Source organism: Streptomyces sp. NPDC019531 (assembly GCF_044903305.1).
GTDB lineage: Bacteria > Actinomycetota > Actinomycetes > Streptomycetales > Streptomycetaceae > Streptomyces.
Genome location: NZ_JBJDQL010000041.1, coordinates 75,348 through 89,162 on the forward strand (window position 1 = coordinate 75,348; position 13,815 = coordinate 89,162).

Annotated in this window: 16 protein-coding genes and 2 pseudogenes; 7 read left to right on the forward strand and 11 right to left on the reverse strand. The window is 70.4% G+C overall.

All coding sequences use genetic code 11. The features are described from left to right. Positions 1-44 precede the first annotated feature (44 nt). Positions 45-779: a bifunctional DNA primase/polymerase gene (locus ACI2L1_RS34815; RefSeq protein WP_404743408.1), complete on the forward strand. Its 735-nt coding sequence runs from the start codon at positions 45-47 to the stop codon at positions 777-779. A gap of 234 nt (positions 780-1,013) precedes the next feature. Here ACI2L1_RS34815 and ACI2L1_RS34820 read toward each other — a convergent pair whose 3' ends face one another. From ACI2L1_RS34820 to ACI2L1_RS34845, 6 genes are all read right to left on the reverse strand, one after another. Beyond that, positions 1,014-2,012 (reverse strand): hypothetical protein, encoded by a 999-nt coding sequence (locus ACI2L1_RS34820; protein ID WP_404743409.1) that lies wholly within the window; start codon positions 2,010-2,012, stop codon positions 1,014-1,016. After that, on the reverse strand, positions 1,972-2,844 hold the full coding sequence (gene efeU, locus ACI2L1_RS34825; protein ID WP_404743410.1) for an iron uptake transporter permease EfeU: 873 nt from the start codon (positions 2,842-2,844) through the stop codon (positions 1,972-1,974). Before efeU ends, ACI2L1_RS34820 begins: the two co-directional genes overlap by 41 nt. Positions 2,845-2,847: 3 nt before the next feature. Further along, positions 2,848-4,119: an iron uptake transporter deferrochelatase/peroxidase subunit gene (gene efeB / locus ACI2L1_RS34830; protein ID WP_404743411.1), complete on the reverse strand. Its 1,272-nt coding sequence runs from the start codon at positions 4,117-4,119 to the stop codon at positions 2,848-2,850. Between the two features lie 10 nt (positions 4,120-4,129). Beyond that, on the reverse strand, positions 4,130-5,275 hold the full coding sequence (gene efeO / locus ACI2L1_RS34835) for an iron uptake system protein EfeO (protein WP_404743412.1): 1,146 nt from the start codon (positions 5,273-5,275) through the stop codon (positions 4,130-4,132). Between the two features lie 94 nt (positions 5,276-5,369). Then, the gene (locus tag ACI2L1_RS34840; protein WP_404743413.1) at positions 5,370-6,191 is read right to left on the reverse strand and encodes a heme ABC transporter ATP-binding protein; all 822 of its coding nucleotides are present in this window, start codon (positions 6,189-6,191) and stop codon (positions 5,370-5,372) included. Positions 6,192-6,315: 124 nt separating this feature from the next. Further along, positions 6,316-7,401 (reverse strand): FecCD family ABC transporter permease, encoded by a 1,086-nt coding sequence (locus ACI2L1_RS34845; protein ID WP_404743414.1) that lies wholly within the window; start codon positions 7,399-7,401, stop codon positions 6,316-6,318. Between the two features lie 47 nt (positions 7,402-7,448). Here ACI2L1_RS34845 and ACI2L1_RS34850 point away from each other — a divergent pair, with 47 nt between their 5' ends. Beyond that, the gene (locus tag ACI2L1_RS34850; RefSeq protein WP_404743415.1) at positions 7,449-8,111 is read left to right on the forward strand and encodes a PhzF family phenazine biosynthesis protein; all 663 of its coding nucleotides are present in this window, start codon (positions 7,449-7,451) and stop codon (positions 8,109-8,111) included. Here the strand turns inward: ACI2L1_RS34850 and ACI2L1_RS34855 are convergent. Together ACI2L1_RS34855 and map are read right to left on the reverse strand one after the other, a co-directional pair. After that, a complete protein-coding gene (locus ACI2L1_RS34855; RefSeq protein WP_404743416.1) occupies positions 8,108-8,755 on the reverse strand; it encodes a heme oxygenase (biliverdin-producing) in 648 nt (215 codons plus the stop codon). The genes ACI2L1_RS34850 and ACI2L1_RS34855 overlap by 4 nt on opposite strands. A gap of 114 nt (positions 8,756-8,869) precedes the next feature. Next, a complete protein-coding gene (gene map, locus ACI2L1_RS34860; protein ID WP_404743417.1) occupies positions 8,870-9,727 on the reverse strand; it encodes a type I methionyl aminopeptidase in 858 nt (285 codons plus the stop codon). 58 nt (positions 9,728-9,785) lie between these two features. Between map and ACI2L1_RS34865 the strand changes: the two genes are divergently transcribed. Continuing rightward, positions 9,786-10,016, forward strand: a complete 231-nt coding sequence (locus ACI2L1_RS34865) for a hypothetical protein (protein WP_404743418.1) — start codon at positions 9,786-9,788, stop codon at positions 10,014-10,016. 90 nt (positions 10,017-10,106) lie between these two features. Here the strand turns inward: ACI2L1_RS34865 and ACI2L1_RS34870 are convergent. Together ACI2L1_RS34870 and ACI2L1_RS34875 are read right to left on the reverse strand one after the other, a co-directional pair. Further along, positions 10,107-10,271, reverse strand: a pseudogene (locus ACI2L1_RS34870) (MFS transporter); the annotation flags it as partial. A 137-nt stretch (positions 10,272-10,408) separates the two neighbouring features. Beyond that, the gene (locus ACI2L1_RS34875; RefSeq protein ID WP_404743419.1) at positions 10,409-11,011 is read right to left on the reverse strand and encodes a hypothetical protein; all 603 of its coding nucleotides are present in this window, start codon (positions 11,009-11,011) and stop codon (positions 10,409-10,411) included. Between the two features lie 75 nt (positions 11,012-11,086). Between ACI2L1_RS34875 and ACI2L1_RS34880 the strand changes: the two are divergent. From ACI2L1_RS34880 to ACI2L1_RS34890, 3 genes and pseudogenes are all read left to right on the forward strand, one after another. Further along, positions 11,087-11,307 (forward strand): annotated as a pseudogene (locus ACI2L1_RS34880) (exo-alpha-sialidase); the annotation flags it as partial. A 69-nt stretch (positions 11,308-11,376) separates the two neighbouring features. Further along, a complete protein-coding gene (gene npdG, locus ACI2L1_RS34885; protein WP_404743420.1) occupies positions 11,377-12,081 on the forward strand; it encodes an NADPH-dependent F420 reductase in 705 nt (234 codons plus the stop codon). Positions 12,082-12,142: 61 nt separating this feature from the next. Beyond that, positions 12,143-12,349 (forward strand): hypothetical protein, encoded by a 207-nt coding sequence (locus ACI2L1_RS34890; protein WP_404743421.1) that lies wholly within the window; start codon positions 12,143-12,145, stop codon positions 12,347-12,349. On the opposite strand, the gene ACI2L1_RS34895 is transcribed toward ACI2L1_RS34890, so the two are convergent. Beyond that, positions 12,339-13,136, reverse strand: coding sequence for a site-2 protease family protein (locus ACI2L1_RS34895; protein ID WP_404743422.1), 798 nt, complete (start codon positions 13,134-13,136; stop codon positions 12,339-12,341). The genes ACI2L1_RS34890 and ACI2L1_RS34895 overlap by 11 nt on opposite strands. A 104-nt stretch (positions 13,137-13,240) precedes the next feature. Here ACI2L1_RS34895 and ACI2L1_RS34900 point away from each other — a divergent pair, with 104 nt between their 5' ends. Then, positions 13,241-13,702, forward strand: a complete 462-nt coding sequence (locus ACI2L1_RS34900; protein ID WP_404743423.1) for a DUF6578 domain-containing protein — start codon at positions 13,241-13,243, stop codon at positions 13,700-13,702. Positions 13,703-13,815 lie beyond the last annotated feature (113 nt).

Below are 13,815 nucleotides of genomic sequence, written 5' to 3' on the forward strand. Positions count from 1 at the left end.
CATAGGGCATGCTGTTCCGCACGACAGCGAGGCGAGGGTGGTATATGAGCGCGGAGTCGGGGGGCCGGACCGGCCTGCAGGGCAAACTCTCCCAGTGGCTGCGCGGACGCCGGCCGAAGGAGGCCGCCGGGGACGCCGGCGGTCGTGAGGCCCTGCTGCTCGCCGCCGCCGGAGCCGGGCTGCCACTGGCACCCGCCGCCCACCCCGCCCCCGGGTACCGGTGCTCGTGCGACCGGGTCGGATGTCCCACGCCCGCCCGGCATCCCGTGTCCTTCGCCTGGCAGACCCAGTCGACCACCGACCGCGCGCAGATCGAGCGCTGGGCCCGGCACCAGCCGCAGGCCAACTTCATCACCGCGACCGGCATGGTCCACGACGTCCTGGACGTCCCCCTGGAGGCCGGACGGGAAGCACTGCAGCGGCTTCTCGGCTCCGGGATCGAGGTCGGACCCGTCGCCGAGAGCGACGACGGCCGGCTCCTGTTCTTCACCCTCACCCGCGGCACCCCCGAGGACGAGGACGAGTGGTGGCCGTGCGAGCTTGACTGCCACCCCGAGACCGCGGACGAACACCCCGGCCTGCGCTGGCACTGCCGCGGCTCCTACGTCCTGGTACCGCCCGCCCGGCTCCCCGGCGACCAGGCCGTGCACTGGGTACGCGGCCTCGAACACCCGCTGCCCGACCCGCTGAGCCTCCTGGAAGTCCTCACCGATGTCTGCGCCCGCCACGTCGGCGAGGAGCCGGACCACGCGAGCGCGGCCTGGCCCCTGCGCCGTTAGGGCCTGTTCCAGGTTTCCCGTCTGCCCCGCGACGCCCGGCACGGCTCCCCCACTCTCGGCTTCGCTCGAGCGGGAGGGGCCCCCACCGCCGCACGGCCGAATCATCCAAGTACGTCCAGTACGAGGACGATACGGCCGCACGCCGAGGCACCGCACCGGACGCCGCAGGGCCCGCCCTTCGGGCGGACGACGGGAAACCTGGAACAGGCCCTAGCGGACCGGTCGCGGCCGTTCCTACGAGCCCTTCGCGGACGTCAGCCCCTGGATCCGGCCGAGCACCGTGACCTGCTGGTCGCCCGAACCCTTCGGCGGGTCGACGGCCACCGAGTTCGAGACGATCTCCATCGTCAGGGACTGCTTGATCTCGCCGGTCGTCAGGGCCTGCACATCGTCGGTGGCGGGGATCGAGGTGCCCGGGGCGGCCGTCTGCTTGGTGTAGAGGTGCGTGGCGAAGAACACCAGCGCCCCGCCGTCCGTCGTACGCAGCGCCAGCGGCGCGTAGTCGCCGCTCGTCATCGGTTCGTCGATGTACTGGGTGACCAGACCCGGCCGCTTGCCGTCCTTCTCGCGCTGCGTGCGCCATGTGCTGGTGTACGCGCCGTCCGCGAAGGTGTCGCCGCCGCTCTTGAGATAGGTCGCGTACTCCTTGCCCACCTCGGCGGGCGGGACGGCCAGTTCGGCCGAGTTCACCGGCACGGCCTCGGCCCAGCCGTCCGCGTCCTTCGTGAACTCCGGCACCTTGCCCGGCGCCACCAGCGTCAGATACGCCGCCTGGAACGGCTCGTCCAGGCCGTTGCGGGTGAACAGGAGCAGCCAGCGCGCGGTGCCGCCCTTGTTGCCGGCCGCGTCGGCGACGAACCAGCGCGGCCAGCCCGCCTTCTTCGGGATGGTGTACTTCACGTCCGACAGCTTCAGCGGCGTGTGCGAGGCGTTGCCGCTCGGGCTGTTCACCTTGCCGGCCTTCAGCCGTGCCGCGTCGATGGCGGCGAGCGCGCCGGTGACATGGGTGGCGTCCAGCGAGCTGTCGTACGCCTTGTCCGCCGCGTTGTACGCGTTTGTGAACTGCTGGAGCGCCTTGGCGGCCTCCGCCCTGGTGGTCGCGGGGAGCACCTCCCGCTCCCCGTGCACCACCATGCATCCGCTCGCCGTCAACGACAAAGCGGTCACAGAGGCTGCTATCAGTGCGCTCCGGTCAAGCCTGCGGAGCCTTCGAGGGCCGCGATCCCTGCTCATCAGGTGCCTTCACCTTCCCCTTCCCGGAGGCGAACCCTACCGGGACGAGGAACAGCGCGAGCGTCGGGATCAAGTACAGCAGCCACACCGTGACCTGAAGGACCGTCGGGTCCGGCTGGAAGTTGAACACGCCCTTGAGGAGGGTGCCGTACCAGCTGTCCGGCGGGATGGTGTCGCTGATGTCGAAGGCCTTGCTGTTCAGGCCCGGCAGCCAGTCCGCCTCCTGCAGGTCGTGGAAGCCGTACGCCAGCACGCCCGCGGCCACGACGACCAGCATGCCGCCGGTCCACGTGAAGAACTTGGAGAGGTTGATGCGCAGGGCGCCGCGGTAGAACAACCAGCCCAGGACGACCGCCGTCAGGATGCCGAGCGCCACCCCGACCAGCGGGCGCGGGGTGCCGTCACCGGCCGCGCGGACCGACGCCCACACGAACAGGGCGGTCTCCAGGCCCTCCCGGCCGACCGCGAGGAACGCGGTGGCGACCAGGGCGCCGGTGCCCATCTGCAGGGCCGCGTCGAGCTTGCCGTGCAGCTCCGCCTTGAGGTGCCGGGCGGTGCGCCGCATCCAGAAGACCATCCAGGTCACCAGGCCGACCGCGAGGATCGACAGGGAGCCGCCGAGGGCTTCCTGTGCCTCGAACGTCAGCTCCTGGGAGCCGAATTCGAGGGCGCACCCGAAACCGAGGGCGAGCGCGAGGGCGACGCCGATGCCGATCCAGATGGGCCTCAGGGCGTCCCTGCGGCCCGTCTTCACCAGGTAGGCGATGAGGATGCAGACGACGAGAGAGGCCTCCAGGCCCTCGCGCAGACCGATCAGGTAGTTGGAGAACACGGGCTACGCCTCCTTGGAGAACAGCGTGCTGCCCCACCAGTCGTCCTTGTCGCGGACGCCGGGCGGGACGGCGAAGACCGCTGAACCCACGTGCTGGATGTACTCGTTGAGCGCGTCGGTGGCCAGATGACGCTGGATCCGGATGAAGCCCTCGCGGACGTCCTTCTGGTACGCCAGGAAGAACAGGCCCGCCTCCAGACGGCCCAGACCGTCCGTGCCGTCGGTGAAGGAGTAGCCGCGGCGCAGGATCGTCGCCCCGTGGTTGGAGTCGGGGTGCGCCAGCCGGACGTGCGCGTCGGGCTTCATCGCCGGCAGGAACGGCTTGTCGCGTTCCTTGGCCTTGCCCACCGGGGCGCCCTCGCCCTTGTCCCGGCCGATGATGTCCTCCTGCTCCTGCAGGGAGGTGCGGTCCCAGGGCTCGATGTGCATACGGATACGGCGGGCGACGAGGTAAGAGCCGCCGTTCATCCACGGGGCGTCCTTGGCCTCCTTGGCGGAGTCCACCCACACGAACTTCTTCAGCCGGTCCGTCTCGGTGCCCGCGATGTTGCGGGTGCCGTCCTTGAAGCCCAGCAGGTTGCGCGGGGTCTGCGCGTCGGGCGTCGTCGAGGACGTCTTGCCGAAGCCGAGCTGCGACCACCTGATGACGACCTTGCCGAAGCCGATCCGGGCGAGGTTGCGGATCGCGTGCACGGCGACCTGCGGGTCGTCCGCGCAGGCCTGGACGCACAGGTCGCCGCCGCTGCGGTTCTTGTCGAGGTTGTCCCCGGCGAACTGGGGCAGGTCGACGAGTGCCTCGGGACGCCGGTCGGCCAGGTCGAACTTCCCGAAGAGGGAAGGGCCGAAGCCGATCGTCAGTGTCAGCCGCGAGGGCTTGAGCCCCAGCGCCTCACCGGTGTCGTCCGGCGGGGCCTCGGCGAGACCGCCGTACGCCCCCTCGCCGACCGCCTTGCCCGAGGTCATCCGCCGGGCCGCGGCCGTCCAGTCCTTGAGCATCTGCACGAACTCGGCGCGGTCCTCGGTCGTCACGTCGAACGCGGCGAAGTGCAGCCGGTCCTGCACGGGTGTGGCGATGCCCGCCTGGTGGGTGCCGTGGAAGTCGACCTCGCCGCCCGCCTCGGCGGCGGTCGGCTCCAGGTCGTCGCCGTCGCGGGCCATCGCGACCGCGCCACCGGCCGCGGCGGCACCGAGCGCGAGCCCGGCACCGCCCCAGCCCATCAGCGTGCGGCGCGAGGGAGTCGAGCCCGTTGCCGGGGCCTTCTCTGTGTCCGTCATGGCCCCTGCCTCAGGAGGACTTGGTGACGACGGCGGCGGCGAGCTTGGACAGCGGCTCCGCGAGCGCGTTCACGCCGTCCGACAGCTGCTTGCGATCGGCCTCGCCGACCTTGTCGTAGGAGGTGAAGTCGTACGACGACTTGTCGGCCCGGTACTTGTCGAGCAGCGTGTTCAGGGCGGCGAACTGCTTGTCGAGCTCGGTGACCAGGGCGGCGTCGTTCTCCTTGGTGACCGGCTTCAGCAGCTCGTACGACTTCTCGGCGCCCTCGACATTGGCCTTGAAGTCGACGAGGTCGGTGTGCGAGTAGCGCTCCTCCTCGCCGGTGACCTTGCCGGTGGCGACCTCGTCGAGGAGTTCCTTGGCGCCGTTGGCCATGGAGGTCGGGGTGATGTCGGCCTTGCCGACCCGCTGCTGCCAGTCGGTGAGGTCGGTGATCAGCTGGTCGGCGAGGGTCTTGTCCTCGGCGGTGATCTTCTTGTCCTGCCAGAGGGACTTCTCCAGGCGGTGCCAGCCGGTCCACTTCTGGCCGTCCTCAAGCCCGTCCGCGCGCACGTCGACCTTCGGGTCGATGTCACCGAAGGACTCGGCCACCGGCTCGGTGCGCTCCCAGCCGATGCGGGAGGGGGCGTAGGCCTTCTTGGCGGCCTCCAGGTCTCCGGCCTTGACCGCGGCGGCGAACGTCTTCGCCAGCGGCAGCGTCGCGTCGGCCTGCTCCTGCGCGTACTTGCGGTACGCGGCGACGGCCGCGTCGAGCCGCGGGTCGCGCTTGGCCACGGTCCCGCCGGTGGCCTTGACGGCCTGGCGGATGCCGTCGCCCTTCATGCCGGGCTTGCAGGCGATCGTGTAGTCGCCCGCCTTCACCTCGGCGGTGACCGTCTGCTTGGTGCCGGGGCCGATGTTCTCCCGCTCGCTGACGATCCGGTCGTCGGGGAAGAGGATGTAGACCTCGGTGACCTTGGAGCCCTTGTTCTCGATCGCCAGCTCCAGATGGCCGGCCGGGAACTCCTTCTTGGAGACCTCGCACTTGCTGTCGGTGGCGGTCACGTCGATCACCCGGTCGCTGCCGCTGGAGCTTCCCTTCTCCGTGCATCCCGTGACGGCGGTCAGGGCCGCCACGGCGGTGGCGGTGACAAGGGACAGTCTGGCGACGCGCATACGAGCTCCTGAAGATTGGTGAGGCTCGCCTAACTTATCTGAGGCTTATCTATGTATGGCTCAAAATCGTCGTCAAGTAAAGGTCAAGGGAGATTCAAAGGCTCCGCCTCGGGGTCACGAGGAGGGATCCGTTCCGGGGATGCGGAAGAACCTCGACGGGCTGGTCATAGACCTCGGAGAGCAGCCGCTCGTCGAAGATCTCGCCCGGCGGTCCGTCGGCCGCGACCCGGCCGGCGCACAGGATCGCGACCCGGTGCGCGTAGGCGGCGGCGAGCCCCAGATCGTGCAACACCACGACCACCGCGTCACCGGCGTGCGCCCTTTCCCGGCAGACCCGCAGCACCAGCTCCTGATGCTTGAGGTCGAGCGCGGCGGTCGGCTCGTCGAGCAGCAGCAGGGGCGCGCGCTGAGCCAGCACCCGGGCGAGCGCGACCCGGGCCCGCTCGCCGCCGCTCAGCGCGGAGAACGGCCGCGCGGCGAACCGGGTGACCTCGGTGGCGGCCATGGCGTCGGCTACGGCGCGATCGTCTCCGTCGGGGTCCACGGCGGCCCAGGGGGCACGCCCCATCCGGACGACGTCGTCGACGCTGAAGGGGAAGGAGAGGGCCGCCGACTGGGGGAGCACGGCCCGCCGCAGCGCGAGCTCGGGAGCGGACCATTCGGTCGCAGGGCGCCCATGAATCCGTACGATCCCCTCGGCGGCCGCCAGATCACCGGCGAGCGCCCCGAGCAGAGTGGACTTCCCGGCCCCGTTGGGCCCGACGAGCGCGAGCACCTCACCGGCACGGGCGGCGATGTCGACGCCGGTCAGGACGTCCCGGGCGCCGAGCCGGACGTGCAGTGCCTCGGCTTCGGCGAGGATGTCTCCGGCTGCGGCCGGGGGAGGAGGGGTGGGGCGAGGGCGGAGGAGTCTCATGACGGGGGTCCTTGTGTGAGGAGGGTGAGGTGGATGCTTTTCAGGGGCGCGGGGCTGAGTCGATTTGCGGCTCCGCCGCGTGGGCGCGACCAGCCCCCACGCACCCGCAGACGGCACAGAACCCTCATGCCCACCCCCCTTGCCGCCGCCGCGTCCTCCGCAGCAGCCAGAAGAAGAACGGGCTCCCCAGCAGGGCCGTCAGAACACCGAGCGGCAACTCCGCCGGCGCCGCCACCGTCCGCGCAGCGAGATCCGCCGCCAGCAGCACCACCGCCCCGCCCAGCGCACTGCCGGGGATGAGGAACCGATGCCCCGGCCCCGCCACCATCCGCAGCAGGTGCGGAACGACCAGCCCCACGAACCCGATCACCCCCGACACACTCACCGCCGCGGCCGTCAGCAGCGCGACCACGAACATCAGCAGAATCCGGAGCCGCTCCACGTCCACCCCGAGATGACGGGCGGGCCGGTCGCCGAGCGACAGCAGGTCCAGGCGGCGCGCGTACAGCGGTGAGACCACCAGCCCGAGCACCGCACACGGCAGCACCGCCAGCACCTTCGGCCACGTCGACTGCGCCAGCGACCCCAGCTGCCAGAACGTGATCTGGTTCACCGCGGCCGTGTCCGCGAGGAAGATGAACAGCCCGATCAGCGCCCCCGTGAACGCGTTCACCGCGATCCCCATGAGGATCAGCGTCACGACCTCCGTACGCCCGCCCGACCGGGACATCGCGTACACCAGCAACACCGTGCCGAGCCCGGCGACGAAGGCCATCGACGGCAGCGTCCAGGTCCCGAGGAAGTCCAGCCCGAGCGAGATCGACGCGACCGCCCCGACCGCCGCCCCCGACGAGACCCCGATCGTGCTCGGTTCGGCGAGCGGGTTCCCGAACACCCCCTGCATCAACGCCCCCGCGCACCCCAGCGACGCCCCGATGAGCACCGCGAGCACGATCCGCGGAAACCGCACGTTCCACAGCACCGACTCGGCGACCCGGTCCAACTCCCCGCCGCCGAGCCCGACTCTGTGCTGCACGGAGGCGAGCACATCACCGACGGGCACCGGATAGGCGCCGATCCCGGCCGCGACCGGCACGAGGACGAGAAGGGCGACGACCAGCACCACGGTCAGCAGCCACGCGGTGGTGCGGCGTCTTCGGGGCGGCGCCTCGGCATCCGCCCGCTCAACTGCCTTCTCCAGTACGGTCATTTCCCACCTGTTCTGTGGTGCTTCGTTGCGGATGCTTCAATTCCCCCGTGACTGACTACGACGTGCTGCGCGTCTTCTGCGCGCCGAACGGCGGCTACGGCAATGAGCTCGGTGTCGTCCGTGAGGGGTCCGTGCTGCCGGACCGGGACGAGCGACAGGCGTTCGCCGCGAAGCTCGGGTTCAGTGAGACCGTGTTCGTGGACGATCCCGAGCGGGGGATCATCGACATCTACACCCCTTCCGTGCGGCTGGCGTTCGCCGGGTATCCCTGCGTCGGGGCGGCCTGGTTGCTCGACGTGCCGGAACTCGTCACGCCCGCCGGGGCCGTGGGCGCGCGGCTCGACGGTGAGTTCAGTTGGATCGAGGCGCGGGCGGAATGGGCGGCGCCGCGGACGTTCCGGCAGTACGGCTCCGCCGCCGAGGTGGACGATCTGACGGTGCCGCCGGCCGGTGAGTGGATCTACGCCTGGGCGTGGGAGGACGAGGCCGCCGGGCGGATTCGGGCCCGTGGGTTTCCGGGCCGCGGGGACGGTGTGGACGAGGACGAGGACGAGGCGACCGGGGCGGCCGCTCTCCAGCTGACCGCCGAACTGGGCCGGGCCCTGAACATCACCCAAGGCGCGGGATCCCAGATCCTCACCGCCCCACAGCCGTACGGCTGGGTCGAGATCGGCGGCCGCGTCCTCCTCGAACGCCAGCCGGAGCGCTAGGCGCTGAGCGGGAACTCCTCGCCCAGTGCCCGGAAGACGTTCGTGTTCAGCGCGAACGCCCGCTTGCATTCGGCGACGATCCGCTGCTTCTCCAGGTCGTCCGCGAGGACCGCGTCCAGGAGTTCGCGGTAACCCCGCTTGAACGCGGCGGGATTGGGGATCTCCTCGAAGACGTAGAAGCGGACGCCGTCGCCCTTCTTCTCGAAGCCCCAGGTATTCTCCGCCCTGTCGCGGATGATCTGGCCGCCGGAGAGGTCGCCGAGGTAGCGCGTGTAGTGGTGGGCGATGTAGCCGGCGGGCCAGGACTCCGCGCACTCACGCACCCGGTCCGCGTAGGTCCGTGTGGCGGGAAGCACCGAGACGCTCCCACGCCACTTCGGGCCCCGCAGGTGGGCCAGGTCCCGCTCCAGCGCCCGCAGCCGGAACAACTCCGGCTGGATGAAGGCACCCGCCACCGGGTCCGACGCCAGCTTCTCGGCTCCGGCCTCCAACGCCTCGTAGACGAACCACAGTTGCTCGGTGTAGCGCGCGTACGCGGCGACGCCCAGCCCGCCGCCGAGCAGATCGCTCATGAACGACGAGGTCTCGGCCTCCATGTGCTGCTCATGGGACGCGGTGCGGATGACTGTCGAGAAGGAGTCCATACAGCACATCCTCTAAGGTAAGCCTTACCTAAGTCAATGGGTTTACCGACGACCTGTCGGTAAAAGCGTACAAGAAAAGACCCGTCCCCAGCAGGGAACGGGTCCTCGGGTGCGCTACGGCAGCGTCAGGACCTCCGCGCCCGTCTCGGTCACCACCAGCGTGTGCTCGAACTGTGCCGTGCGCTTGCGGTCCTTCGTGACGACCGTCCAGCCGTCGTCCCACATGTCGTACTCGTGCGTCCCGAGCGTCAGCATCGGCTCGATCGTGAAGGTCATGCCGGGCTGGATGAGCGTCGTCGCGTGCGGGCTGTCGTAGTGCGGGATGATCAGGCCGCTGTGGAAGGAGGAGTTGATGCCGTGGCCGGTGAAGTCGCGGACCACGCCGTAGCCGAAACGCTTGGCGTACGACTCGATCACACGGCCGATGATGTTGATCTGGCGGCCCGGCTTGACCGCCTTGATCGCACGGGTCAGGGACTCGCGGGTGCGCTCCACGAGCAGCCGGCTCTCCTCGTCGACCTCGCCGACCAGGTACGTCGCGTTGTTGTCGCCGTGCACCCCGCCGATGTACGCGGTCACGTCGAGGTTGATGATGTCGCCGTCCCGCAGGACCGTGGAGTCCGGAATGCCGTGGCAGATCACCTCGTTGAGACTGGTGCACAGGGACTTCGGGAAGCCCCGGTAGCCGAGCGTCGACGGGTAGGCGCCGTGGTCGCACATGTACTCGTGCGCCACCTTGTCCAGTTCGTCGGTGGTCACCCCGGGGGCGATCAGCTTCGCGGCCTCCGCCATCGCCCGGGCCGCGATACGGCCGGCGATCCGCATCGCCTCGACGGTCTCCGGAGTCTGCACCTCCGGACCCGTGTACGGCGTCGGCGCGGGCCTGCCGACGTACTCGGGGCGACGGATGTTTCCGGGCACGGAACGGATGGGGGACAGATCCCCGGGCACGAGCAGCGACTGGCCAGACATGCCGACGAGTCTATCCAGCGGCGATGGGGGAACATGTCGGTGGCGAGAGGAGCAGGTCATGCCCTTGTTCAAGAAGCGCACGGTCGGCAAGGCGGGCGAGTGGTACTACTGCCTGGAGCACAAGAAGGTCGAGGAGGGGCCGGAGTGTCCGGCCAAGGACCGGTTCGGGCCCTACGCCAGCCGTGCGGAGGCAGAGCACGCCATGGCGACGGCCCGTGAGCGCAACCTCGAGTGGGAGAACGACCCCAAGTGGCACGACGCCCCGGCGGGAGGCCGGGAGGACGACTGATCACACCCGGGCCGCGGCCCGCTGTTCCTTCACCTGCGTCGTACGTCATCAGTGGTGAGCAGCCGCGCCGCGCTCAAGAGGCATGTCCGGCTCCGTCCACACGATCAGCTTCCGCTTGTCCCAGGTGTCGGCGAGCACCCCGCCGTACAGCCCGAAGACGAGGAGGGGGATCAGTTCCACGGCGCCGATCGCACCCACCGCCGCGGCCGACCCGGTCAGCTCCTTCAGCTGGACCGGCGGCGCGACGAAGGTCAGGACTGGCGCGCAGGCCGGAAGGGGGTGGGTGCGGGGGCGTGGTCACGAAGGGCCATGGTCCGGGGAGCGGCACCGGACGGGCAGGCGCTTCTCGGTGGGCAGCGAGGTGGGCTGCCTCGCGCGGTGAGCCGTGGGTGCTACCAGCGGGTCGGCGGTGGTGCCGTCAGGTGGTCGGCCAGTCTCGACAGGCGGTCCCGGAAGCGGCGTTGACCCCGGGGTGCGGGGACCGCGTTCTCTCCGGCCGCCGCGCTCACCAGGTGCTGCACGGTGTCCAGATCGAGGTCCGTGCCCTGCGGTACCGCGAGTGACTCGTGGGCCATCGCGGCGAGTTCGCCCTCGTCGGGGCCGAGCGACAGGATCGTCGCGCCGGACCGGCGGGCGTCATGGACGTGCTCCAGGAGTGCGGCGGCCGGGTCGTTGGGGGCCACCACGAGCAGGGTTTCGCCGCGGCGGGCCGCCGCCAGGCGTCCAGGGCCCACCGACAGGTGCGCGGGGTCGGTGGGGCGGGCGTCATGGCGTACCAGAGTGGGGGCCAGTTCCGGGGTGCCCGACCAGGCGGCCTCGTCGACCAGATGGGCCGCCAGGTGCCACGGCTCGTACTCCGGTGTGCCGACCAGGAGGAGCCCACCGCCGTGCGAGACCACCGACCCCCGCAGCACGCCCGCGAAGCGTCCCGTGGCCCCCAACCACTCGGTCCCGGCAAGCACTTCGCGCAGCAGCGCGACCCGTACGGCGTCCATGGGGTCGCATCCTGCCGCAAGCGGCCCTTTGTGACCCGCAGTTCACCCCGAATTCGCCCGGCGTGGGGATTGGAGGGGCCCGCCTTCCCCGACGGGCGTGGCCTGATGACCATCCGCGCCTCCGAGGACGGGGGCGCGGATGGCGGCCCGTGCACACCGCTGATGGGCTGCCCGCCGCCTACTCCGACCTGGTCCGGATCGACGACTCGACCGTCGGACTCCGCTACGAGACCGGGGACTTCGGCGCCTACGAACGGATCGCGTTCCGGCGGGTGCCCGTGACGGGGCTCCACTGACCGCACGGGGTGCCGTGACGCGGCTCACCTGACCCGTCGGGGCCGCCGGGGCGCACGTAAAGTCGGCCCATGACCTCTACCGACAGTGCACAGCAGGCTCCCGCCAAGGACCCGTGGGACCTCCCCGACGTCTCCGGGCTCGTCGTCGGCGTGCTCGGCGGGACCGGCCCGCAGGGCAAGGGCCTGGCCTACCGGCTCGCCAGGGCGGGCCAGAAGGTGATCATCGGCTCGCGGGCCGCCGACCGCGCCCAGGCCGCCGCCGACGAACTCGGCCACGGTGTCGAGGGCGCGGACAACGCCGAGACCGCGCGCCGCAGCGACATCGTGATCGTCGCCGTGCCGTGGGACGGACACGGCAAGACGCTGGAGTCGCTGCGCGAGGAACTGACCGGCAAGCTCGTCGTCGACTGCGTCAACCCGCTCGGCTTCGACAAGAAGGGCGCCTACGCGCTGAAGCCGGAGGAGGGCAGCGCCGCCGAGCAGGCCGCCTTGCTGTTGCCGGACTCGCGGGTCACCGCCGCCTTCCACCATCTGTCGGCCGTGCTGCTCCAGGACCCGGAGATCGAGGAGATCGACACCGACGTCATGGTGCTGGGTGAGGTGCGGGCCGACGTGGAGATCGTGCAGGCGCTGGCCGGCCGTATCCCCGGCATGCGCGGTGTCTTCGCGGGCCGACTGCGCAACGCCCACCAGGTCGAGTCGCTGGTCGCGAACCTGATCTCGGTGAACCGGCGGTACAAGGCGCATGCGGGGCTGCGGGTCACGGACGTGTGAGGCGATGGGGGACACTGGACGCCGTAGCGCAGCAGTGTCCCCCTGACAGGAGCCCGTGGAAATGCCTCCCTTGTTCCCACCCGACCCAGCCCGGCGACTCGCCCTCTACGCCCTCGCCGTGTGCCTGCTCGCCGTCGCGGCGGCGGTCGTCTCCTTCGCGCAGGGCAGCTGGCTGGGGGTCGTGTGGGTGCTGCTGGCGGGGCTGTCGTCCAACATGTGCTGGTACTACCTGAAGCGCGGCCGGGCCGAGAAGTCCGTCACCCGCTGACCGAGCAGAAATCGCTCGTCTGCCAGAACCGGTACAGGTCCTGGCCGCAGTACGTCTCAAGATCGTTGATGCCGAGCGAGGCCAGAATCGAGTCGATCACGTCGAAGAACACGTGGTTGACCGCCGGCACCCACAGCAGCGCGAACACGAACAGCAGACCGAACGGCGCGAAGGGTTCCACCTGGCGCTTGACGGAGTGGGACAGCCAGGGCTCGATGACGCCGTAGCCGTCCAGGCCCGGCACCGGCAGGAAGTTCAGGAGCGCGGCGGAGACCTGGAGCAGCGCGAGGAACGCGAGCGCGTACCGGAAGTCCCGCGGGACCCCGTCGAGGGCGTCCAGCCAGAAGGGGGCGGTACACACGGCAGCGAACAGGACGTTCGTCAGCGGGCCCGCCGCCGAGATCAGGCTGTGCCTCCAGCGGCCCCGGATCCGGTCGCGCTCGATGAACACGGCGCCGCCGGGCAGACCGATACCGCCCATGATCACGAACAGCACGGGCAGCACGATGCTGAGCAGGGCGTGCGTGTAGGCGAGAGGATTGAGGCTCAAGTAGCCCTTCGCGCCGATCGTGATGTCGCCGCTGTGCAGGGCGGTACGCGCGTGTGCGTACTCGTGCAGGCAGAGGGAGACGATCCAGGCGCCGGTCACGAACAGGAACACCGCGATGCCCGGTTTCTCGGAGAAACCGGTCCAGGTGGCCCAGCCCGTCACCGCCGTCACGGCGACGATCCCGATGAAGACGGGGCTGATCCGCCGGTCGCTGTGGCGGGTGGTGGCGGTGGTCATGGGGCTCCCTGGACTGAACGAGCACGCGGTGGGACTGCCCGACGGTACCGGGCACAGGTGAAAACGTCTCGCGGTGGGGGGAGGGTTCCGTGGAGGGTGGAGACATGGGTCTCTGGCAGGTGTTCTACGAAGACTGGCAGATGGAGTGCTGCGGTACGCCGTTCTCGGTGGGGGAGGAGGTTCGCTGGCCGCTGCTGTTCCAAGCCGCCGACGATGTGCTCGGGGGCGGCTGGCACGATCAGCTCACCGAGCTCGTCGGGGTGGTGGAGCAGGGGGCCGTGCGGGTGCTGCGGGACGAGAACGGGCTGGTCGTCGCGGTTTCGGAGAGCGTGATGGGGTCGGGGGGCGCGATCCGGGTCGGCGGGCTGCTCACGGTCGAGACGCACGGGGGGCGGCTGCCGGAGGTGCGTGGTCGGGTGCGGGGGGTGCAGGTCGTGACCCAGGACTTCGGCGGGGCGGGGCCGGGGCGGCGGACGTTGCGGTCGGTGGACGCGTGTCCGAAGTGGTTCTCGGGGGGTGGGGGTGAGCGGTCGGAGGCGGGGGTTCTGGTCATGTTGGAGGTGTAATGCCGGTGCGGGGTGGGTGGGGGCGGGCGTTTTGCGCAGTTCCCCGCGCCCCTGAATGCCTGCGGCGGCCTGTTTCGGTTCGGTGGGGGTTTGTGTAGCGCGTGCGGGTGGGT